22 protein-coding genes are annotated in these 20,711 nt (G+C 68.0%); 13 read left to right on the top strand and 9 right to left on the bottom strand.

Going from position 1 to position 20,711, the window contains the following annotated elements:
• The first annotated feature begins 338 nt into the window (after positions 1 to 338).
• Entirely contained in the window at positions 339 to 773 is a 435-nt protein-coding gene (locus NC7_RS00830) for an SRPBCC family protein (RefSeq protein WP_067977663.1), read from the top strand.
• A gap of 1 nt (position 774) precedes the next feature.
• On the opposite strand, the gene NC7_RS00825 is transcribed toward NC7_RS00830, so the two are convergent.
• Positions 775 to 1,125 (bottom strand): VOC family protein, encoded by a 351-nt coding sequence (locus NC7_RS00825; protein WP_067977661.1) that lies wholly within the window; start codon positions 1,123 to 1,125, stop codon positions 775 to 777.
• On the bottom strand, positions 1,122 to 1,952 hold the full coding sequence (locus tag NC7_RS00820; protein ID WP_067977659.1) for a MerR family transcriptional regulator: 831 nt from the start codon (positions 1,950 to 1,952) through the stop codon (positions 1,122 to 1,124). Before NC7_RS00820 ends, NC7_RS00825 begins: the two co-directional genes overlap by 4 nt.
• A gap of 179 nt (positions 1,953 to 2,131) precedes the next feature.
• Here NC7_RS00820 and NC7_RS00815 point away from each other — a divergent pair, with 179 nt between their 5' ends.
• From NC7_RS00815 to NC7_RS28255, 4 genes are read left to right on the top strand one after another with little or no spacing between them, the layout of a single operon-like run.
• Positions 2,132 to 2,461 carry a WXG100 family type VII secretion target gene (locus NC7_RS00815; protein ID WP_084457718.1) on the top strand — a complete coding sequence of 110 codons (330 nt, stop codon included), beginning with the start codon at positions 2,132 to 2,134 and terminating at the stop codon, positions 2,459 to 2,461.
• A 1-nt stretch (position 2,462) separates the two neighbouring features.
• The gene (locus NC7_RS00810) at positions 2,463 to 2,765 is read left to right on the top strand and encodes a WXG100 family type VII secretion target (protein ID WP_067977656.1); all 303 of its coding nucleotides are present in this window, start codon (positions 2,463 to 2,465) and stop codon (positions 2,763 to 2,765) included.
• 2 nt (positions 2,766 to 2,767) lie between these two features.
• The gene (locus NC7_RS00805) at positions 2,768 to 4,066 is read left to right on the top strand and encodes a hypothetical protein (protein ID WP_067977654.1); all 1,299 of its coding nucleotides are present in this window, start codon (positions 2,768 to 2,770) and stop codon (positions 4,064 to 4,066) included.
• 20 nt (positions 4,067 to 4,086) lie between these two features.
• Positions 4,087 to 4,452 (top strand): hypothetical protein, encoded by a 366-nt coding sequence (locus NC7_RS28255; RefSeq protein ID WP_236573715.1) that lies wholly within the window; start codon positions 4,087 to 4,089, stop codon positions 4,450 to 4,452.
• A 20-nt stretch (positions 4,453 to 4,472) separates the two neighbouring features.
• Here NC7_RS28255 and NC7_RS00800 read toward each other — a convergent pair whose 3' ends face one another.
• Positions 4,473 to 5,021 (bottom strand): hypothetical protein, encoded by a 549-nt coding sequence (locus NC7_RS00800; protein ID WP_067977652.1) that lies wholly within the window; start codon positions 5,019 to 5,021, stop codon positions 4,473 to 4,475.
• 240 nt (positions 5,022 to 5,261) lie between these two features.
• Here NC7_RS00800 and NC7_RS00795 point away from each other — a divergent pair, with 240 nt between their 5' ends.
• Both NC7_RS00795 and recR read left to right on the top strand, forming a co-directional pair.
• Positions 5,262 to 5,576 (top strand): YbaB/EbfC family nucleoid-associated protein, encoded by a 315-nt coding sequence (locus NC7_RS00795; RefSeq protein WP_373861215.1) that lies wholly within the window; start codon positions 5,262 to 5,264, stop codon positions 5,574 to 5,576.
• Positions 5,576 to 6,184, top strand: coding sequence for a recombination mediator RecR (recR, locus tag NC7_RS00790; protein ID WP_067640390.1), 609 nt, complete (start codon positions 5,576 to 5,578; stop codon positions 6,182 to 6,184). Before NC7_RS00795 ends, recR begins: the two co-directional genes overlap by 1 nt.
• On the opposite strand, the gene NC7_RS00785 is transcribed toward recR, so the two are convergent.
• The gene (locus tag NC7_RS00785) at positions 6,181 to 6,816 is read right to left on the bottom strand and encodes a hypothetical protein (RefSeq protein WP_067977649.1); all 636 of its coding nucleotides are present in this window, start codon (positions 6,814 to 6,816) and stop codon (positions 6,181 to 6,183) included. The two genes, recR and NC7_RS00785, sit on opposite strands and share 4 nt — an antisense overlap.
• Positions 6,817 to 6,949: 133 nt before the next feature.
• Here NC7_RS00785 and NC7_RS00780 point away from each other — a divergent pair, with 133 nt between their 5' ends.
• Genes NC7_RS00780 through NC7_RS00765 form a run of 4 tightly spaced genes read left to right on the top strand, consistent with a single transcriptional unit; the run spans position 6,950 to position 11,129 of the window.
• A complete protein-coding gene (locus tag NC7_RS00780) occupies positions 6,950 to 9,601 on the top strand; it encodes a circularly permuted type 2 ATP-grasp protein (RefSeq protein WP_157101788.1) in 2,652 nt (883 codons plus the stop codon).
• A complete protein-coding gene (locus NC7_RS00775; protein ID WP_067977647.1) occupies positions 9,598 to 10,455 on the top strand; it encodes a transglutaminase family protein in 858 nt (285 codons plus the stop codon). Before NC7_RS00780 ends, NC7_RS00775 begins: the two co-directional genes overlap by 4 nt.
• Positions 10,456 to 10,506: 51 nt before the next feature.
• A complete protein-coding gene (locus tag NC7_RS00770) occupies positions 10,507 to 10,758 on the top strand; it encodes a type II toxin-antitoxin system Phd/YefM family antitoxin (protein WP_067977646.1) in 252 nt (83 codons plus the stop codon).
• Positions 10,755 to 11,129 carry a type II toxin-antitoxin system VapC family toxin gene (locus tag NC7_RS00765; RefSeq protein WP_067977644.1) on the top strand — a complete coding sequence of 125 codons (375 nt, stop codon included), beginning with the start codon at positions 10,755 to 10,757 and terminating at the stop codon, positions 11,127 to 11,129. The genes NC7_RS00770 and NC7_RS00765 overlap by 4 nt, the downstream gene beginning before the upstream one ends.
• A 1-nt stretch (position 11,130) precedes the next feature.
• Here NC7_RS00765 and NC7_RS00760 read toward each other — a convergent pair whose 3' ends face one another.
• The 3 genes from NC7_RS00760 to NC7_RS00750 all read right to left on the bottom strand — a co-directional run bounded on the left by NC7_RS00760 (position 11,131) and on the right by NC7_RS00750 (position 14,882).
• Positions 11,131 to 11,847, bottom strand: a complete 717-nt coding sequence (locus tag NC7_RS00760) for a type 1 glutamine amidotransferase (protein WP_067977643.1) — start codon at positions 11,845 to 11,847, stop codon at positions 11,131 to 11,133.
• Between the two features lie 70 nt (positions 11,848 to 11,917).
• Complete coding sequence (locus NC7_RS00755; protein ID WP_067977641.1) at positions 11,918 to 13,153, bottom strand: Mur ligase family protein; 1,236 nt, start codon at positions 13,151 to 13,153, stop codon at positions 11,918 to 11,920.
• A gap of 67 nt (positions 13,154 to 13,220) precedes the next feature.
• Positions 13,221 to 14,882, bottom strand: a complete 1,662-nt coding sequence (locus NC7_RS00750; RefSeq protein WP_236573713.1) for a hydroxysqualene dehydroxylase — start codon at positions 14,880 to 14,882, stop codon at positions 13,221 to 13,223.
• A gap of 383 nt (positions 14,883 to 15,265) precedes the next feature.
• Between NC7_RS00750 and mycP the strand changes: the two genes are divergently transcribed.
• A complete protein-coding gene (gene mycP, locus NC7_RS00745) occupies positions 15,266 to 16,603 on the top strand; it encodes a type VII secretion-associated serine protease mycosin (protein ID WP_236573711.1) in 1,338 nt (445 codons plus the stop codon).
• Positions 16,604 to 16,636: 33 nt separating this feature from the next.
• On the opposite strand, the gene NC7_RS00740 is transcribed toward mycP, so the two are convergent.
• On the bottom strand, positions 16,637 to 17,605 hold the full coding sequence (locus NC7_RS00740) for an EamA family transporter (RefSeq protein ID WP_084457773.1): 969 nt from the start codon (positions 17,603 to 17,605) through the stop codon (positions 16,637 to 16,639).
• A 72-nt stretch (positions 17,606 to 17,677) separates the two neighbouring features.
• On the opposite strand from NC7_RS00740, the gene NC7_RS00735 reads away from it, so the two are divergent.
• Entirely contained in the window at positions 17,678 to 18,577 is a 900-nt protein-coding gene (locus NC7_RS00735) for a LysR family transcriptional regulator (RefSeq protein WP_067977637.1), read from the top strand.
• Positions 18,578 to 18,627: 50 nt separating this feature from the next.
• On the opposite strand, the gene NC7_RS00730 is transcribed toward NC7_RS00735, so the two are convergent.
• On the bottom strand, positions 18,628 to 20,331 hold the full coding sequence (locus NC7_RS00730) for a MinD/ParA family ATP-binding protein (protein WP_084457771.1): 1,704 nt from the start codon (positions 20,329 to 20,331) through the stop codon (positions 18,628 to 18,630).
• Between the last annotated feature and the right edge of the window lie 380 nt (positions 20,332 to 20,711).

Raw genomic sequence — 20,711 nt, 5'->3', positions numbered from 1 at the left:
CGCTAGTACGCCCCGGCCCGCCCGGCTACCAGATAGATCGACGCCACGACGAAATGTCACCCAGCTGTTTCTTCACGGCCCCACCTGGCCGGTCGATCCTCTGTGGCGCAAGGCAAGATATAACCCAGCCCCGCACATCCCGACCCCGAGGAGGGATCGCCGCGAAGCGGCGGTTCGCGGCCGTCCCGACGATCAGGTGCCGTGGCGTAGGCGACGAAGGAGCAAGCCACGGTGCCTGATCGTCGGGACTTGCGGGGCCGCGAACCTCGAGCGCGCCAGCGCTCCAACAAACACCGCCTCGAGCGCGCCAGCGCTCCAACAAACACAGGAGTCACACAGTGGGACAGGTCAGCGCCAGCAATTCGATCGTCGTCGCGGCGGATCCGCAGCGCACCCTCGAGGCGATCGGTGACTACGAGACGGTCCGTCCGCGCATCCTCTCCTCGCACTACCGCGACTACAAGGTGATCGAGGGCGGCAAGGGCGCGGGCACCGTGGTGGAGTGGACCCTGCAGGCCACCGAGAAGCGGGTGCGCAATGTGCGCGCGAGCGTGAGTGTCGCCGATTCGATCCTCACCGAGCGTGATGCCAATTCCTCCATGGTCAACACCTGGACCGTCACCCCCGAGGGCACCGGTTCGCGGGTCACCGTGCGCACCACCTGGAAGGGTGCGGGCGGCATCGGCGGCATCTTCGAGGGCATCTTCGCCCCGCTCGGCCTGAAGAAGATCCAGGCCGAGCTGCTGGAGAACCTGAAGCGCGAACTGGCCTGAGTCAGTACTTGCCGATGTCGAAGAGGTTGCCCTCGGGATCGGCGAGGGTCACCCATTGCACGCCGTACTCGTCGAAATCGCCGATGTGCTTGCCGCCGAGGCTGATCGCCCGTTCGAGGTAGTCGGCCCACTGCGTCGAGTGGAAGTCCAGGTGCACGGCGTTCTTGCCCGGAGTTCTGTCGGGCACCTGGATGAACATCAGCACCGGTGACATGCCCGTCGACCGGCCGATCTCGGCGAAGAACGGCGACGCCTCCGGTTCGACGGGCAGCTCGAGCAGCTCGGCGTAGAACGCGGCGAGGGCGGCCGCGTTGTGGCAGTCGACGACGACATTGGCGATGGCGAGAGTCATCGGGATTCTCCTTCGGTGATGGGCCAGCACACTTCGGTGCGGTATTCGGCCGGGTTGTCGGTGTGTTGCGGTCCGACGAGGTAGCGCTCGCGGATCGGTTCGTCGGGCATGGTCTCGTCGTGTTCGGCGACGTGGGTGCCGAGGGCGCCATAGGTGCGGTCGAAGTCGTCGAACGCGCCGGTGTGCACGGCAACGGCGTAACGGCGGGCGGGCATGTCGGTGAGTGCGAGGCCGGGCGGCGGATCGAGTGCCGTGTCCGCGGGCAGCGGCAGGTAGGCGCTCACCTCGCCCGATTCGTCGGTGAAGAATTCGGTCGAATAGGTCGCGCCCGCGATGCCGCCCGGTGTCACCCCCGCGGTGAGGACCGTCTCGAACAGCTGGGTGAAGGCAAGGTCGCACCACTGGCCGATGGCGTCGCGGGCGACCCGGTCGGCGCGGGTGAGCGCGGTGCACGCGGGCTCGATCCGGTATTCCACCCGCAGCATCGGCGCGGGCACGGTGAGCAGCGCGCGCAACGAGGTCACCACGTCCCTGGTGTGCTGTAGCTCGGCTTCCATCGCGTTCAGGTGTTCGCGCAGGGTCGCGTCGCGTGCGGCGGGGCCGGGGGCGGCGAGTACCTCGCGGATGCGCGGTAGCGGCATGGACAGGTCGCGCAGCCTGCGGATGAGGTGCGCCTGCTCGACCTGGTCCACGGAGTAGCGGCGATACCCGGAACCAGGCGCCACCGCGACCGGCTCCAGCAGCTCGATCTCGTGGTAGTAGCGCAGCGTCTTGACGCTCAGCAGCGTCAGGCGGGCGAACTCGCCAATCGTCACGGTGGCTGTCATGTCGACAAGCCAACACCCTCCAGCAGCGGGAGGGTCAACGCGCGGTCGTTTCTGAAATCGAGGCGAACCTCACAAAACACCCGTGACTGGGAACCGGTGCGTGACGAGATGCGTCCAATTGTGATGGGCAGTGTGATGGACACGTTGTCCCTGAAGTGTCCTGCCGGAGGGGGTCGGTGATGGCATCTGAATCAGGTGCGCCGGTGTTCGCATTAGTACCGCAGGAGGTCAGTGACGCTGGGCAGTACGTTCAACAGGTCGCTGAATCGCTTGTCAATGGGTTGAATTCTCTCGACGCCGAGATCGCTGGCGTGCTCGGAAACTGGCGCGGTACATCGGCCGACGCGTTTGCTGCGGGCTGGGCTGAAACCAAGGAAGGCGGTGCGGATGTCCTCGACGCACTCGCAGTGATCGCCGAGTTGCTGGGTGTAACCAGCAAAACCATCTCACACGCAGACAACACGGGTGCGAGCAACCTCGCCGCCCTCGACCTTCCGGAGTTGAGTTGAATTGGTAGAGAACTCTCAGCCGTTCAGCGTCGACCTCGACGAACTCGTTCAGCTCATCACCCGTGTCTCCGGATTCGTCGGCTTCCTGAACGACAGTCTCGACGGCCTCGAACAGCGCATCGCCGTGGTGCAGCAAACTTGGCACGGTCGGGCCGCCGACGCACAGGCCGCGGCCTTTCGCGAGTGGCACCACGGCGCGACTGAGGTCGCCGACGGTATCGACTCGATGCGCGCGGCAGTTCAAGCCGCGCACAGCCGCTACACCGCTGCGATCGAGGTCAACCGAAAGATGCTCGGCGGGTAATCGTGGGTACGAAGCTTGTGATCGATCCGTTGGTCTACTCCCTCGCTGGAGCATCGCTGTACTCATACGCAGTCGAGTTCCGGCGCGTCTTCGACGCGCAGATCGGTCTCCTGTCGGGATCCGCGGGGATGGGCGGTAACTGCGGTGAATCCAAAACTTGGGCGACCAGCTATGACTCATCCGTCGCCGAAGCCATGTCGACGACCGATACGCTGATCGCGGCGATGGGAAACTACGCGACTATCCTGCAACGACTCGGATACACCTGGGCATATGCAGACTATGAAGAAACTGGCGGACGCCCTGAGCCAGTCGAGCCCACGCCCTTCGAGCCGCTGTGGTTGGGTTGTCAGGCCCCGCCTCCAGCGGCCGATGGTCCCGGTAGTGGACTGTTCGACGATGTAGGCTTTGCGGTGGATGCACTGGCTCAGTTCGGGTTGGAGATGCCCGACGGCGATCCGCACAAACTCCTGGCTGCGGCCGATGTGTGGTCCAAGTTCGCGTCACAGTCCGGTGCGGGTAATCTTCCCACATTGCTGGACGGGCTCGCGGAATCGTTCGAGTCCGAAACAGCGCCCGAGCTGGCCGATGTCGATGACCATCTACGCGAACTAAAGGTCTCAGCCAGTGCGGTACTGGATCTGTATTCCAACCTCGCCCAGGGTTGTCGAGACCACCGCAATGCGATTCTCACCTTCCGTACCAAAATGGGACAGCTGCTAGTAGATCTAGCGGGCGACCTCGCCGAGGAGATAGCTGAGACAGTCGTGCTCTCGATAGTCGCCGGCGCCCTGACTGCAGGTATGGGCGCGGCGGCCGTCACTGCTGCCAAAGCTGGAAAACTCGCAGTCAAGCTCAAGAAGTACGTCGACCGCACGATCGATATCAAGATAGCATCGAAATTCGTTGGCAAGATCGGTGGCAATCCTGAGGCGCTTGCCGCGCGTAAGGCCAAGCTTCAAGAAATAGCGTCGTTGACGACGAAATTGATGGCGAAGCGCCCGAACCCTAAACAGCTGGGTGATCTATTCGCTGGTCGCACTCCAAAGGCTAGCGAGCTGGAGGATTTTGCAAAGAGTCAGGGCTGGACCAGGTCTCAAACCGAGGGCGGGCCAATAAAATACACAGATGAAAATGGGGTGATTCGGGTTACGATCAAAAGCGGGAGCAGCCGTGCGCCCGGAAGTGGCAACCCGCATGTTGAGCTTCGCGACGGATCGGGCCAAAGGACTGATCCAGAAGGAAATCCGGTAACGCGTAAGAGTCCAGGAAATCACACTCCAATTGATTGGGATCTGTAATGGTTCGAAACTATGTCGACATGCCCGAATTAGGCGATCTGTACCTGGAGGACAGCTATGTTGTCGGGATCTTCGAAGATTCGAGTGAGGTCAGGTTTTCGCTGGAAGCAGTGGTGAGGCCCGGTAGTCCTTACTATCGCGACCCGAGGCCGGGGGAGCAATACTGCTATCGGAATGGTGATCTGGTATTCGGGAATATTCGAAACGTTCATTGGATCACCAGGTCGCCGCATGCATATCGCGATGCCACCGGGACGGAAGATCTCGGGAATATTGACTGCCTGATCGAACGGAATGGCGTTTATGATGTGGAAGGGGATTGGGGTCGGGTCGAAATAACGAGTGCCCGCGATCCACGGTTCGAGATTGCCGCAGAGCAGGACTGATTCGGAGGATGAGCTGGGAATCAGGCCGGGGTGAGGACGAAGGTGGCGATGAGGTCGCCGCCGCGCCACCAGGAGTAGCCGAGCCAGACGCCGGGGGTTACCTCGCGGATCTCGTCGTAGACCGGGTTCGGATAGTTCAGCGCCCAGGCCTGGCCACCGTCGAGGATCGAGGGTGCCCGGTAGATGTCGGCCGGGAAGGCTTCGAATCCGGCGCCGGTGACCCGGTTGGTGAGGGTGCCGCCGTCGGGTCCGGTGCGGAACACCTTGCCGATCCATACGGCCTGCGCGACGCCGTCCAGCCGTTGCGGACGAACCACCCAGCCGTTGGTGACGCCCATCGGCACGGCGCCTGCGCCTGCGTCTCGGTAGATCTGATCCTGTTGACCGACGCTGCACCGGAACCGCAGCGAGTCGATCGTCGCCGCGCGGTTGCCCGCGTCGAGTACGCATCCGGCGCCGTAGTCGGCGACGGGTGACGGCGGATCGGCCGCCGCGCTGACCGGGGCGAGAACGAGCAGGCTCGCGCACAGAACCGAGCTGGTCACCAGACGAGCACGCATGGTATTCATCCGATCTCCTAGGGGTTGCCGACCCATAGCCCGACCTGTCTCGATGGTAGGCCGTCCGCAACGCCGAAGGCCAGACACCGCCGCCCGAGCTCCCCGACTAGGCTGGTACCCGGACAAGGCCCGAGCCCAACCCCGACGAACCACACGGTCTTCGGCCGGGCTCACGGGGGCCGAAAACCCGCGGCGTCAGCCGCCGACAACACAGGAGCCTTCGTGCAACCCGGTGACGGTCAGTTCGACATGCAAGCGCTGCTTGCCCAGGCCCAGCAGATGCAGCAGGCCGTGATGCAGGCCCAGGCCGAGCTCGCCGAATCGGAGGTGCAGGGGCAGGCCGGTGGCGGTCTCGTGCAGGCCACCATCAAGGTGAGCGGCGAGATCACCGCGCTCACCATCGACCCCAAGGTGGTCGACCCGACCGACGTCGACGGTCTGCAGGATCTGGTGATCGGCGCGATCAACGACGCGATGGCCAACGCGCAGCAGCTCGCCGCCGAACGGCTCGGCCCGCTGTCGCAGGGCCTCGGCGGTTCGATGCCCGGTCTGCCTGATTTCTGATGTATGAGGGGCCGGTTCAGGATCTGATCGACGAGCTGGGCAAACTGCCCGGTGTCGGTCCGAAGAGCGCGCAGCGCATCGCTTTTCACCTGTTGCAGGTGGAGCCGCCGGAGATCGACCGGTTGCAGGCCGTGCTGCAGAAGGTGCGCGACGGTGTGCAGTTCTGCGTGTCGTGCGGCACCGTCGCCGACGGCGAGCTGTGCCGCATCTGCGCCGACCCCCGCCGCGACCGCACCATGATCTGTGTGGTCGAGGAACCCAAAGATGTGCAGGCGATCGAGCGCACCCGCGAGTTCCGTGGTCGCTACCACGTGCTCGGTGGTGCGCTCGACCCGCTCAGCGGCGTCGGCCCCGACCAGTTGCGGATCCGGGAGTTGTTGACCCGCATCGGCAATCAGGACGACGGTGTCGACGTGAGCGAGGTCATCATCGCGACCGACCCGAACACCGAGGGCGAGGCGACCGCCACCTACCTGGTGCGCATGCTGCGTGACTTCCCCGGTCTCACGGTGACGCGGTTGGCGTCGGGTCTGCCGATGGGCGGCGACTTGGAGTTCGCCGACGAGCTGACGCTCGGCCGGGCACTGTCGGGTCGGCGCGCGCTCTAGAGCTCGACGCGGGCCCAGTTCGCCGCGTCGGCGACGGCTTTGCCGTTGGTCCAGTCCCAGATGACGCGGGCGACCTCGGCGGCGATGCCGAGCTTCGTCCCGAAGTGCCGTTCGGCCGAGCCGTCGCGGTATTCGAGGGTGTAGAGGCCGTTGGGTTCGCGGTAGGTCTGGATGTAGTCCTGGGCGCCGCGTTCGACGATCAGGTATGGATTCGGCGCGGCCAGACCGGCCACCCAGCGGTGCGCCAATTCCTCGGTGAGATACGGGAATTCGCCCGCGCCGCCGTGGGTGACGGCGACCGGGATGTGCCCGGCGGGGTCGATCAGCCAGGACAGCTGCGGGTCGTACACGGCGTAGCCGCGCGGGGTGGCCAGATCGAACAGCAGGTTGCGGACGAAGCCGATCGCGTCGTACGGCGACGGGACGAACAGGGTGTCGCCGCTCGGGCCACTGACCGGGCTGCTGAGAAAGGCGTCCTCCTCCGGCAGCGCGCTGTCGCGGGCGTTGAGTTCGGCCGCGATCTCGGCGATGGCGTCGGTCTCGGGCAGACCTTCCTGCGCGGTCAGGTAGGCGTCGATCTCGTCGAGGGAGGAGGCGGCGCCGGACGGCAGGAGGATGTGGTCGTAGCTCACCTGGTCAACCCTACGTTGCGGGTTCGCGGTGGCTCGGTGGGCGGCCGGGTCCGAGGTGCGTGGTCCGACACGTTGGTGATGGGAGAATCGGGGCCGATGCGCGTGTGTCGACCGGCGACGATACGGAGGGACTGTGACCGAGCTCGATGAGGCGCGGCTCGCGCCGGGCGTGCGGGCGCAGGTGGCCGAGCAGTTCGCCCGGTACCGGGCCGCGAGCCGGGCCGGGGCGCCGTTCGACGAATGCGGCCGACCTACCCGGGGCTTCTACGACGAGCTGGTCGGCGACCAGGACCAGGTCCGGCCGATGTGGGCCGAACTGTCGGCGGCCTTCGCCGAGCACGGGGTGGCGGGCCTGGCCGATATCGACCACCGGGTGCGCAGGCAGATCGAGGACGACGGCGTCACCTACACCGGCCCCGACGGCGATGCCAGGCCGTGGCGGCTCGACCCCATCCCACTGCTGGTCTCCGCCGACGACTGGACCCGCCTGGAAGCGGGTCTCGTGCAGCGCTCGCGCGTGCTCGACGAGGTGCTCACCGATGTGTACGGCCCGCGCAGGCTGCTCAGCTCCGGTGTGCTGCCGCCGGAAGTCGTGTTCGGCAATGCCGGGTATGTGCGGGCCGCGCACGGCATCACCGTCCCCGGCACCCATCAACTGTTCCTGCACGCCTGCGACATCAGCCGGTTCGGCGACGGTGACTTCCGGGTGCTCGCCGACTGGGCGCAGGCGCCGTCGGGTGCCGGGTACGCGCTGGCCGACCGCCGCGTCGTCGCCTCGGCCATTCCTGAGTCGTTCGAGCACGCCGGGCCGCGGCCGTTGAGTCCGTTCGCGCGGGCGATGCGGTTGATGCTGGCCGAGGCGGCGCCCGTCTCGGCCGACGGCACCGAACCCGTTGTGGTGGTGCTGAGTCCGGGTACGCAGTCCGAAACCGCTTTCGACCAGGCCTATCTGGCGCAGACGCTCGGTTTCCCGCTGGTGGAGAGCGCCGATCTGGTCGTGCGCGACGGTGCGCTGTGGATGCGCTCGCTCGGCAGTCTCGAACGGGTCGATGTGGTGCTGCGGCGCGTCGACGCGGAATTCGCCGATCCGCTCGATCTGCGGCCGGACTCGCGGCTCGGGGTCGTCGGGTTGGTCGAGGTGTTGCGGCGCGGCGCGGTGACGGTGGTCAATACGCTCGGCAGCGGATTGCTCGAATCACCCGCGCTGAGTGTCTGCCTGCCGAGGATCGCGCGGACGGTGCTCGGTGAGGAACTGTTGCTCGACAGTGTGCCGTCGTATTGGGGCGGGTCGGAAACCGAACGCGCCCATCTGGTTTCGCACCTCGATGAGTTGGTGATCCGTTCGGCCGTCGACGGGTCGGCGATCTTCGGGCCGAATCTCACGGCCGCCGAGCGCACGGAACTCGCCGCGCGGATCGAGGCCGAGACGTGGCGGTGGGTCGGTCAGGAACCCGCCGAGTTCTCCGTCGCGCCTTCGGTGCGGGAGCGGTCCGGGTTGGCGCCCGCCCCGGTGGGGATGCGGTTGTTCTCGTTGGCGCGCCGAGGTGGATATACGGCGATGGCGGGTGGGCTCGGTCAGCAGTGGTTGCGGCGTGAACCGGGACATGTGGCGATCAAGGTGGCCGCCAAGGACGTCTGGGTGCGTGCGGCTCCCGCGACCGCCCCCGCCGCCGCCGAGCTCGACGAGCGGGTTCGGCGCGTGGCTCCCGTGGTGGAGGCGGTGAGTTCCCCGCGCGTCCTCAACGACCTGTTCTGGATGGGTCGCTACGGCGAGCGAGCCGAATCGGTGGTGCGCCAATTGGCGGCCACCCACGACGTCTACCAGGACTACCGCTACCGCCCGTGGATGGAAGGCGGTGCGGCCCTGCCGGTGCTGCTCCGGGCACTGGCGACGACAACGGGCACCGACCACCCCGTGCTCGCGGAGGCCGACGGTCCTGCCGACCGATCCGCCCGGGTATCCGCCGACGGTGCGAACTCGGTGGTCGGGGCATCGCCGGACGGGTTCGGGTACCTGGCGGCCTTGACCGGGCAACGGCAGTTGCCGGGGTCGTTGGCGTATGCGATCGAGCATTACGGTGCGGCGGCTCGGGCTGTGCGCGACCAGGTGTCGGGGGATACCTGGATGATTCTCGGCGCGGTGGATCGGGCGCTGGCCGAATTCCGTGGTGCCGAGGGTGAGACGGCGATGTCGTCGGTGCATTCGCAGTCGCTGGCCGCCCTGCTCGCGCTGTCGGGCATCGGGGCGGAATCCCTTGTGCGCGACACCGGTTGGCAGGTGATGGAGATCGGCAAGCGGATCGAGCGCGGCCTCGCGCTGACGGCCCTGCTCGAATCGACGCTCGCGCGGGAGCAGTCGCCGGAGGCGGAGCAGGTGCTGTTCGACGCGGTGCTCGCGGCCACCGAGTCGGCGGTGATGTACCGGCGTAGACATCGTGGGGCGCCGCAGATCGCCGCCCTGGCCGAGCTGCTGCTGTTCGACGCGGCCAACCCCCGCTCGCTGGTGTACCAACTCGACCGACTCGAAGTCGGTTTCCAGGCGCTGCCGGGCAGTTCGGGTACGTCGCGTTCGCAACGATTGCTCGCCGACGCGCAACGGATGGTGCGGCGGGTCGACCCCGCCGAGCTGGAACAGGCCGACGACGGCGTGCGCACCGAACTGGTGGAACTGCTGGAAGGGGTGCACTTGCGGTTGCGCAAGCTGGCCGAATCGTTCGAGACGACCAAACTCACTGTGCCACAAGGATTCCAACCTTTGTGGGGCACCACGAGGATTGTCGGATGAGTACCTACCGCGTGCTGCACCGCACCACCTACGCCTACTCCGACGAGGTGAGCAGCTCCTACGGCCGTGCCTATCTCACGCCACGCGAATTCCCCGGCCAGCGCTTGCTAGCCCACGACATCCAGATCGAGCCAGGCCCGTCGGATCGCTCGGCCGGTCCCGATGTGTACGGTAACTCGACCACCTATTTCCATGTGACACAGGCGCATCAGCGGCTGGTGGTGACCGCCGAATCGCTCGTCGACGTGGACCCGCCCCCGCCGCCCGACGCCGATCTCCCGTGGGAGCAGGCCCGCCCGACCGCGAGCACCGGCCCCTTGGCCGTCGAATTCACCTTCGACCTGACCCCACCCGAGATCACCGCCGACGTCGCAGCCTATGCCGCGCGGAGCTTCACCCCCGGCCGCCCGCTCATCGAGGCGGTCACCGAGCTCAATTCCCGCATCCACCACGACTTCCACTACCGCACCGGCTCAACAACCGTGAGCACCAGCGTCGCCGACGTCTTCGCCGCCCGTGAGGGCGTCTGCCAGGACTTCGCCCGCCTGGCCGCCGCCTGCCTGCGCTCCCACGGCCTGGCCGCCCGCTACGTCTCCGGCTACCTGGCCACCGACCCACCACCCGGCCGCGAACGCATGATCGGCGCCGACGCCACCCACGCCTGGACCGCCGTCTGGACCCCGACCACCTGGCTCCCCTTCGACCCGACCAACAACCAACTCCCCGACGAGCGCTACACCACCCTCGCCTGGGGCCGCGACTACCAGGACGTGGCCCCCCTGCGCGGCATCATCTACACCGAAGCCGCCACCTCGACCATCGACGTCTCGGTCGACGTCGCCCCGGTCGGCTGACCGTTGACACCGCAGCCGTGACCGGACTAACCTCCTAGCTAAGGAGGCGTTATGGCTGGGCACGCGGCGGAGCGGTTCAATATTCACGACGCGAAGACCAACCTGTCGCGCATCATCGAGCGGGTGGAGCAGGGGGAGGAAATCGTGATCAGTCGGGCGGGGACGCCGGTTGCCAAGGTAGTGCCGTTGACACGCCGGGTGAACCGGACCGGGCGCGGTTCGCTGCGCGGCCGGGTTCAGTTGGCATCGGATTGGGATTCGGCGGCGACGAACGCCGAAATCGCGCGCGACTTCGACGCATGAGCCTGCTGCTCGATACCCACGTGATCCTGTGGTGGCTCACCGACGACCCAACGCTGAACAACGAGCTGCGCGAACGACTGGATCACGACCCCGACGTCTACCTCAGCTCGGTCTCGGTGTGGGAGATCGCGATGAAACAGGCATCGGGCAAGTTGGTCGGCCCGCCTGACCTGCCGGAAAGGGTCGTCGGCAGCGGATTCCTCCCACTGCCGGTCGACGCTCGGCATGCCATCGAAGCGGCGCGCCTGCCCCTGATCCACCGCGACCCGTTCGACCGCATGCTCATCGCGCAGGCCCGCTGCGAAGACCTGGTGCTCGTCACCCGGGACCCCTACTGCTTGCAGTACGAGGTACCCGCACTGCCGTGCTGATTCAGGCGCGGAGGCGTTCGCGGCGGAGGCGGTCGACGACCGGGAGGTCGAGGGGGGCGAGGTCGGAGGCAGGGATGCCGAGGGCTCGGGCGATGAGGTGGTCGGCGAGTTCGGGGTTGCGGGCCAGGGCGGGGCCGTGGAGGTAGGTGCCGAGGACCGAGCCCTGGACGACGCCTTCCGTGCCGTCGTCGACGCCGTTGCCGACACCACGGGTCACACGGGCGAGGGGTTTGGCGTCGGGGCCGAGAGTGGTTCCGCCACGGTGGTTTTCGAAACCGGTGAGCGGTGCGGAGAGCCCGTCGAGCAGCGGCATGGTCGTCACCTCACCGATGGCGCGGGTGTCCTGGGGCGAGGTGGTGACGTCGAAAAGGCTCACGCCGTCGACCTTTTCGCCCGCCGAGGTCTCGTACCAGTTGCCGAGCACCTGGATCGCGGCGCAGATGGCGAGCACGGGTGCGCCCTTGGCGGCCGCCTGTTGCAGGCCGGGATAACGCTGCAGGTGGCGGGTCGCCAGGCGCTGCGCGGAATCCTCGGCACCGCCGAGGGTGTAGATGTCGAACGAATCGGGGACCGGGTCGGCGAGGGTGATCTCGACGATCTCGGCGTCGTACCCGCGCATCCGCAACCGCTGACGCAACACCAGCGCGTTGCCGCCGTCGCCGTAGGTACCCATCACATCGGGCAGCACCAGCCCGATACGCACAGTGGACTCGCTCACGCTGTTTCCTCTCGGCATGCTCGGGCGCCCTGCGTGGTTACGCAAGCTGCCTCCTCCGGGCGCTGACCGATCATGCCCTGGCCTCCAGATCACGATTCAGATCGCGGAACGCGGTGTAGTTGGCCAGCACCTCGACATGCCCTGCGGGGCACGACGCGATGGCACGCACCGGATCAGGCACCAGCGTGTGCTCCACCCCGGCGTAGGTCAGGCGAACGGCCAGGTCGGTGGCCCGCTCACCGGAGGCGACCACCTGCACCCCTTCGAAGTGCTCGAACCGCACGTCCCACAGCCACGACAGGTCCTCACCGTCGGGCACCTGCCCGTTCACGGCGATCACCAGCCCGGCCGAGGACGGCTCGATCATCGACAGCGCCTCCTGCCAGCCCGCCGGATTCTTGGCCAGCAGCAGTCGCGCGTCGTGCTCGCCGACCGTGACGGTGCGGTAGCGGCCCGCGATCTCGCGGACGGTTCCGGTGGCATCGGTGGCCTTGGTCGCGTCGGCGCCGAGCGCGACGGCGGCGGCGACGGCCTGGGCCGCGTTGCCGCGATTGGCCCGGCCGGGCAGGGCCAGGTGCAGGGGTGCGCGGAAGCCCTCGGGACCGCACAGGTCCTCGCCCTCGAGCCACCAATCCGGTTGCGGGCGGTGGAAATCGGCGCCCGTGGAACGCCAGTTCTCACCCTCCCAGACGATGGGTTCGCCACTGCGTGGGCAGCTCGTGGCATCGACGGCCCAGCCGCTGCCCGCCGCGACCCACACCACATTGGGGTGGTCGTAGGCGATGGAGGCGACGAGCACGTCGTCACAGTTGGCGATCACCACCGCATCGGGGTGTCGTTGCAGCCCGGCCCGCAGCTTGCGTTCGATCATGTTGATCTCGCCGACCCGGTCCAGCTGGTCACGGCTGAGATTCAGCAGGACGACGGCGGCGGGGTCGAGCGCGTCGCACACGTGCGGCAGATGCAGCTCGTCGACCTCGATCGCGGCCAGCCGCACCCCCGGGTGCTGGCTGAGCGCCGCGACGATGCCCGCGTCCATATTCGCGCCGTCGGCCTGGGTGGCGACCTGGCCGAGGCTGCCGAGCGCGGCGGTCGTCATCCGGGTGGTCGTCGATTTGCCGTTGGTGCCGGTGATGAGCACCGTCCGGCGGTCGCGCCCGAGCTGGGTCATGATCGTCGGATCGATTTTCAGCGCGATCAGGCCGCCGATCATCGAACCCTTACCGCGGCCCGCCTTCTGCGAAGCCCACGACGCTGCCGCCGCCGCTCGCAGGGCCAGGCGCCCACGCACCGAGATGTCTGCCACGACGCGAGTCTATGTGCGTGGTGTTACGGCCGACTTTCGGGCGGGTGTGAGCTGCGTCCACCGCTGTTCATAGCGGCACGTCGAACAGGTTGGGCAGGCCCTTTGCGTAGCGGTCGGCGTCGAGTACACGCAACGGCTCGAGGCCGGGCGTGCGGCTGAGCCGGAACAGTTCGCAGCGCGGCGCCGCCGAACCGGCCACGTCGAGCAGGGCGTTCACCGCCGTGCGAGCCGACTCGTTCGCCCCCTCCATCGTCGCCAGGTCCACATCGGTGCGTACGTAATCGCCCGCGAGGAACAGGTTTTCGATCGGCCCGTGCGGTTCGGGGCGGTGGTCCCAGGAACCGGCGGTGTTGATGAGCAGCGGGTCGGCGTTGGCGTTGCGGCCGCCCTGCCAGGTGATTCCCGGATCGAGGAACCACGAATGCAGGTCGGCGGGGCGCAACAACTGTTCACGGTCGTTGAGATGCTCGCTCAACTGGGCCCACACCTCGCGGAAGATCTCCTCGTGCGTGCACTCGACGGCCGGTTTGCCGTAGCGGACGCCGGGGGTGTGCCAGTCGGAGATGTCGACCGAAAGACAGTCGGCCACCGAACCGTCGCCGAAGGTGGCGAGCTTGCGCGTCCACAGCTGGTTCTGACTGATCGACGTGAGCGACCACGGTGAATCCACATATGCCGCGTGACCACGCGAAATGCGCAGCGGCGTAAGGAAGTAGAGCTGCATGCCGTTCATCCAGTCGACGTGCAACCGGTCCATCGCCGCGTACTGCGGCGCCAGCTCGAGCACATCGGCTGACCACAGGGTCCGCGCGTGTTCGACCGGCATGGCGACCACGAAGTAGTCGGCCTCGACCTCGCCGACCCCGGTGACCCGTGCGGCCCCGATGCGCCGATCACGCACCACGAGTTCCGTCACCCGCGCCCCGAGCTCGAAACGCACACCGAGCCCGCGCAGATGCGCCACCCACGGGTCGATCCAGGCGGTGTTGGTTGCGTTGTTGAGCACCCGGTCCAGGCCGCCGTCGTTGCCGATGCCGAGGGGATTGCCGAGGAACTGCTCACCCATGCTGCCGATGGTTCGCGTGCTGGCCAGGTCTTCCTTGGCGGCGACCATGATGCTGGTGAGCGTGCGGGCCACGATGGCACGGAACTCCCGGGAACGCCGGTGCCCCTGCACGAAGTCGCGCCAGGAGGTGTGCTCCCACTGCCCGAACCGACGGGCCTGGCAGCTGCTGTTGAACACCAGCAGCCGGTTGGCGAAGTACGCGGCCTCCTCGGGGGGCATGCGCGAGGTGGTGGTGATCGAGGCGGTGAGCGTTTCCCTGACCGCGTCGGCGGTGGTCACCGGCAGGCCCGAGCCAGGAAGGGCGAGCGAGATGTCGTCGCCACCGCGCCGGGAGAAGCGCGCCTCGGGAACGGCGATCAGGTTGTTCCACACGCCATCGGCGTTGCCGTGCAACGGAATTCGACGCATGGTGTCGGGGAGGTTTCGGTAGAAGCCGGGGAAGAAGCGGAAGCCGTGCTCGCCGGGCAGGTCGGGACGGCCGTCGCGGCCGGTGCCCGCGACCGGGATGCTGCGGGCCTTGCCGCCGAGCGCGCGTGCCTCGTAGACGGTCACCTCGAAGCCGCGTTCGGCGAGCTCGTGGGCCGCCGTCAACCCGGCCACACCACCGCCGAGCACCGCGACCCGGCGTCCGGGTGGAGCGGCCTTCGCGGGCACTCCTGTCACGGCCCCCGCCGCTACCACCCCCGCTGCGACCGTGCCGTGCAGAAAGTTTCTGCGCGATACGGACCACCGCTGTTCCGCCATACGCTGTTCAGCTGCCTTGCTCGAGTATTGCCTGCTATTTGCCACCACTCTAGAGCGCGGCGAAGACCTGGCTATATCGACCTGTGCGCAGTTCGCCGAGCTCGAAACCGACCGGTCACATGCTAGCGACCACCCGCCGGTCGCGACGGCGATTCGGCAATCGGGTCCGGCCGTTCACCGGCGAACCGGGTGGGCGGCGGATGTGCGACAATGCCGCAGTGCGTGGGAATTGGTGGGGGCGCCGGCGGGCGCACAACGTAGTCACACGGGTTGTTCTCGTCGCGGGGATAGTCGGCTGTTCGGTGAGCATCGGCACGCCGACCGCCGCCGCGGCCAAGCCGCCCGCCATCGACGCGTCGGCCTTGCCCGGCGACGGCGCACCCAAGCCCTACACCGAGGTGGAGGCGGCGAACCCGTGCACCAGCACGCGGACCAGTCCGTCCACCTCCACGCCACCGGCCCAGAAATTCCTCGGTCTCGAACCGGCCTGGCAGTTCAGCCGAGGCGCGGGGCAGACCGTCGCGGTGATCGACACCGGCGTCGCGCGGCACCCCCGGCTCCCGAACATCATCGGCGGCGGTGACTACGTCGCCGACAGCGACGGCACCGTCGACTGCGACGCGCACGGCACCTTCGTGGCGGGCATCATCGCCGGTCAACCGTCCTCGACCGACGGCTTCTCCGGAGTCGCGCCGGACGCGCAGATCATCGGGATCAGGCAGTCCTCCAGCGCGTACCGGCCCAAGGGTCGCGAGGTCGACCCCAACGACCCCAAGAACGGCGGCGGCGTCGGCAACGTGTCCAGCCTGTCGGAGGCCGTGGTGCACGCGGCCAACATGGGCGCGACCGTCATCAACATCTCCGAAGTCGCGTGCGGCTCACCCACGATGAACGACCGCAAACTCGGCGCGGCCGTCGCGTACGCGGCGACGGTGAAGGACGCGGTGATCGTCGCCTCGGCCGGGAACAGCGACAACAAGGCCTGCACCGGCAATCCCGGGATCAACCCGCTCAAACCCGGTGCCGACCCGTGGGATTCGCTGGCCACCGCCGTGACCCCCGCCTGGTACGACGAGTACGTGCTGTCGGTCGGCTCGGTCGACCTCAACGGGCAGCCGTCGGCGTTCACCGTGCCCGGCCCGTGGGTCGGGGTGTCGGCGCCCGGTGAGCAGATCGTGTCGTTGGATCCCAACAGCGGTGGGCTCGCGTACGCGACCGTCACCAGTCAGGGCGACAGCAATATCGCGGGCACCTCGTTCGCCGCACCGTATGTCGCCGGGGTGGCGGCACTGGTGCGGGCCCGGTTCCCGCACCTGACGGCCGCCCAGGTGATCCACCGCATCCAGGCGACCACCCACTCCACCCCGGAGGGCTGGAATCCGTACGGCGGGTTCGGCACCATCGACGCCGTCGCCGCGCTCACCCACGACGTGGACACCACGACGCCGCTGGTGAAGAAGCCGTCCAGCGCCGAGGGGCGGCAGGTGCAGCTGGCCGTGCCGCCGACCGCGCCCGCGCCGGACAACACCGCGCGGAACGTGGCGCTGATCGGTCTCGCGGCCGTTGTCGTGCTGTGTGTGCTCGGCTATCTGGCGTCGTTCCCGATTGTGCGCGCGCTCGGCGGGCGTCGAGAGGACTGACGGCGCGAGCGCTGATGTCGTCGGTGCGGCCGGTCATCGTCGCGGGTGCGCCACGACCTCGTCGTGCGCGTCGCTGATGTCCGCGGCGCCGCGGTGCGCATCGTGGGTGGCCGTGCGCCTGCGGGCCGGTGCGGTGGTCGCCGCGAAGGCGCCGCCGATGACGATCACTCCACCGAGAAGTGCTGTGGCCGTGGGTTGTTCGTCCAGCACCAGCCAGGCCGCCGCGATACCGACGACCGGCACCAGCAGTGACAGCGGTGCGACGGTGCCCGCCGGGTAGCGGCTCATCAGGTACGTCCACAGGCCCGAGCCGCAAACCGTGGCCAGGACGGCGATGTAGGCGACGGCGATCAGCGCGGGCGGCCCGGTTTCGGTGGCGAAGGCGGAGCCGAGCGCGGCGAAACCGGAGGCCGGGCCCTCGACGGCCATCGACAGGGCGAGCAACGGCAGCACCGGAACCACCGACATCCACAGCGTGAGATGCAGAGGGTCGAAACCGGGGGAGTCGGCACCGGCCTTGCGGGCACCGATATTGCCGAAGGCCCAGCCGAGACCACCCGCGAGGGTGAGCAGCACCGGCAGCAGCGTGGCATGGGCCAGGCGGTCGGCGCCGATGATCGTCATCCCGAGCACGGCGACCGCCAGGCCCGCGATCTGAACCGGCCGCAACCGTTCGCGCAGCAGCACCGCACCGAGCACCACGGTGAACGGCGCCGAGGACTGCAACACCAGCGAGGCGAGGCCGGTCGGCATGCCGAGGCGCATGGCGGTGAACAGGAACGCGAACTGCGCGATGCCGAAACCGGCGCCGTAGAGCAGCAACCAGCGCACCGGCACGGCCGGGCGCGGAATGAACACGAGCACCGGCACCGCGATGACGGCGAAGCGGAGCGCGGCGAAGAACAGCGGTGGAAAGTGGTCGAGGCCGATGCGGATGGCCAGGAAGTTCAGGCCCCACAGGACGACGACGGTCAGGCCGAACAGGCGGTCGCGGGTGGTCACGTGGTCCATCGTGCGGTCCGCTAATCATCAGGACAATCGAATTAAAATGGACGAATAAAGTAGATTTACTTCATGTTTTCCGTCGATCGGTTGCGGATCCTGCGGGAGCTCGCCGAGCGCGGCACCGTCGCCTCGGTGGCCGAGGCGTTGTCGATGACGCCCTCGGCGGTGTCGCAACAATTGAAGGTGCTTGCCAGGGAAGCGGGCGTCGCCCTGCTCGAACCGGACGGCAGGCGGGTGCGGCTCACCGACGCCGGTCAGGCGCTCGTGCTGCGCGCCGACGACGTGCTCGCCGCCATGGACCGGGCCGTGGCCGAGATGGCCAACTATCGCGGGTCGCCGCGCGGCCAGGTGCGGGTGGCGTCGTTCCCCTCCGGCGCCGCTCTGCTGCTGCCGCCGGTGCTCACCGCGCTCACCGACAGTGGTGTGGAGCTCGTCGCGGGCGACGAGGATCTGCCACCGAGCGAGGCGTGGAAGCTGCTCGCCGACTATGACATCGTGCTCACCCATCGCGACGAACGCGCACCCTCGTTGGCCGGTCCGCGACTGGCCGCGCGGGTACTCATGCGCGAACCGATCGATGTGGTCGTCGCGGCGGATCACCCACTGGCGAACCGTGATTCGGTGCGGCCTGAGGAGTTGGCCGACGAGACCTGGGTGAGTGTGCGCGGCGGTTTTCCGGTCGACGACGTGCTCGAGTCGATCGCCACCGTCACCGGGGTGCGGCCGAGGATCGCCCAGCGGCTCAACGAGTTCCGGGTGATCGAGACGCTGGTCGCCTCCGGATACGGCGTCGCGCTGATGCCACGCTTCGCCGTCGCCCACCCGGACCTGACGGTGCTGCGGCTCGACGGCGTGCGGGCCGCGCGGGTCTACGAGATCGTCACCCGGCCGCAGGCGCACCGCCGCCCGGCGATCGCCACGGTGCTCGCCGCCTTCGAGGCAGCCGCAGAGGACGTGCTGACTCGCTGAGGCGGTCGACCCCTCCGACCGACGTGGCGAGGCCACGCCGGTCGATCACCTCAGAACTGGCCCTGCTGGTACTGACCCGGCTGGAACTGCCCGGTCTGGAACTGGGCCTGCATACCCGGCTGGAACTGCGGCTGACCGTGGTAACCGAAATCGTCGGCCACCATGGCGGCCAGTTCCAGCAGTGCGCGCCTGGTCGGCTTGCTCACCAGTTCCAGATCGATTTCGGCGCCCTCGGCGAGGTGGTCGTCGAATGGGACAACCTGCACCGCGCGGGTGCGGTCGAGGAACAGCTTGCGCAGCTGGTCCAGGTCGACCGTCGAGGCGCCGCGCCGCGAGGCGTTCACCACGACCACCGTGCGCTCGACCAGCTTGGAGTAGCCGTGGTGGTCGAGCCAGTCCAGCGTCGCCGAGGCACTGCGCGCGCCGTCGATGGCGGGCGAGGTGACCAGCACCAGCGAGCTCGCCATGTCGAGCACACCGGCCATCGCCGAATGCATCAGGCCGGTACCGCAGTCGGTGAGGATGATGTTGTAGAACGACTGCAGAATGCCGATCGCCTTGCGGTAATCGGCCTCGCTGAACGCCTCCGACACGGCCGGATCCTGCTCGGACGCCAGCACTTCCAGGCGGCTCGGCGCCTGCGAGGTGTGCGCGCGCACATCCGAGTAGCGGGTGATGCTCTGGTCCTCGAGCAGGTTGCGCACCGTCGACCGGGTCTGGCGCGGCACCCGGTGGGCGAGGGTGCCCAGGTCGGGGTTGGCGTCGATGGCGATGACGCGGTCGCCGCGCTGGGACGCGAAGGTGGAACCGAGGCCGACGGTGGTCGTCGTCTTGCCGACACCGCCCTTGAGCGACAGGATCGCGATCCGGTAATCGCCGCGCACCGGCTGGTTCACCCGCTCGACCAGGTCGCGGTGCACGACATCGGCCGCCGACTCACCCGGGTTGATGACACCGCCGGACACCTTGTGCACAGCCTTGCGCCACCCGCTGCGCGGCGACTTTCGCGCCCGCTTCAGCAGATTCAGGTCGTTGACCGAATGACCCGGCTGCCCCGGCTGCGTCATGTGCTGCGGCTGGAACGGCTGCTGCTGCGGTGCGCCCCACTGCTGACCAGGCGCACCCATCGGCGGAGCGAATTGCCCCTGCTGCTGCGCACCGAACTCACCCGGCTGCGGACCAGGCTGTGGCTGGCCCGGCTGCATCTGTCCCGGTTGCGCGAACTCACCCGAGGGAAGCTGACCCGGCTGGCCGAACTCACCCGGCGGCGGTCCTGGCATCCCGCCCTGCATCGGCGGCTGGTACATCGGCGGAGGCGGCGGTGCCCAGCTGTAGATCGGCTCCGACTGCGGCCCCTGGGGCGCCACCGGCTCTTGGCCCGGGAACTGCGGCTGCCCGGCGAGCTGTTGCGGATCGAACCCGCCCTGTGGATCTTGACCCGAATGTTGCGGCGCCGCACCAGAATACGGCTGCTCACCCGCCGGAGACTGACCCGGCTGACCAGGCCACGGCTGCTGCTCCGGCGCGTTCGCCACCGGATGCGCACCGCCGCTCTGATACGCGTCGGGCGCCGGAAAGTTGTTCTGCGCGAACGGCCCCGGCACGAACCCGCCCGGCTGGAACACCGTCTGCTCGGCGATATCGACCTCCGCCTCGGCGGGCGGCTGTTCGACGGCAGGCTTGTCGGCGCTCTCAGCGGCCGGTTCGGCAGCGGCGTCGACGGACTCGTTCTCGTCGTCGCGCACCGTCTGCACCCCGGAGGGACCGGACGCAGCGTCGGCCGTATCTGCCGACGGACTCTGCAGCCAGGGCGGAGAGGTCGGATTATGGTCGTTGTCGGTCACAGTTCCCCCACTTGCTCGATCGACTCGAGCAGGAAAGTCGGCCTGAATGTGCACTAAAACGCTAACACGGGCCCGCCCTACGTGAGGTCCCGGCGTACTGGCAGGTAGGCCGAACCCCCAGCCCACCCGACCAGCACCACTCGAGTCCGCCACCTACCGCACTCCCAGCCACATGGCACTACTCGAGTCGGCCACCTACCGCACTCCCAGCCACCCCGAACCACTCGAGTCCGCCACCTACCGCACTCCCAACCAAAGCGGCACCACCTAAGTCCGCCACCCACCGCACT

Origin of the sequence: Nocardia caishijiensis NBRC 108228, from assembly GCF_001612825.1 — a bacterium.
GTDB lineage: Bacteria > Actinomycetota > Actinomycetes > Mycobacteriales > Mycobacteriaceae > Nocardia > Nocardia caishijiensis.
This window is presented reverse-complemented; position numbering and strand designations above follow the sequence as displayed.

Coding starts and splice junctions, on each gene's coding strand:
- NC7_RS00825 (WP_067977661.1), bottom strand. CDS start 1,125: ATGACTCTCGCCATCGCCAATGTCGTCGTCGACTGCCACAACGCGGCC.
- NC7_RS00820 (WP_067977659.1), bottom strand. CDS start 1,952: ATGACAGCCACCGTGACGATTGGCGAGTTCGCCCGCCTGACGCTGCTG.
- NC7_RS00815 (WP_084457718.1), top strand. CDS start 2,132: ATGGCATCTGAATCAGGTGCGCCGGTGTTCGCATTAGTACCGCAGGAG.
- NC7_RS28255 (WP_236573715.1), top strand. CDS start 4,087: ATGCCCGAATTAGGCGATCTGTACCTGGAGGACAGCTATGTTGTCGGG.
- NC7_RS00800 (WP_067977652.1), bottom strand. CDS start 5,021: ATGAATACCATGCGTGCTCGTCTGGTGACCAGCTCGGTTCTGTGCGCG.
- NC7_RS00795 (WP_373861215.1), top strand. CDS start 5,262: ATGCAAGCGCTGCTTGCCCAGGCCCAGCAGATGCAGCAGGCCGTGATG.
- recR (WP_067640390.1), top strand. CDS start 5,576: ATGTATGAGGGGCCGGTTCAGGATCTGATCGACGAGCTGGGCAAACTG.
- NC7_RS00775 (WP_067977647.1), top strand. CDS start 9,598: ATGAGTACCTACCGCGTGCTGCACCGCACCACCTACGCCTACTCCGAC.
- NC7_RS00770 (WP_067977646.1), top strand. CDS start 10,507: ATGGCTGGGCACGCGGCGGAGCGGTTCAATATTCACGACGCGAAGACC.
- NC7_RS00765 (WP_067977644.1), top strand. CDS start 10,755: ATGAGCCTGCTGCTCGATACCCACGTGATCCTGTGGTGGCTCACCGAC.
- NC7_RS00735 (WP_067977637.1), top strand. CDS start 17,678: ATGTTTTCCGTCGATCGGTTGCGGATCCTGCGGGAGCTCGCCGAGCGC.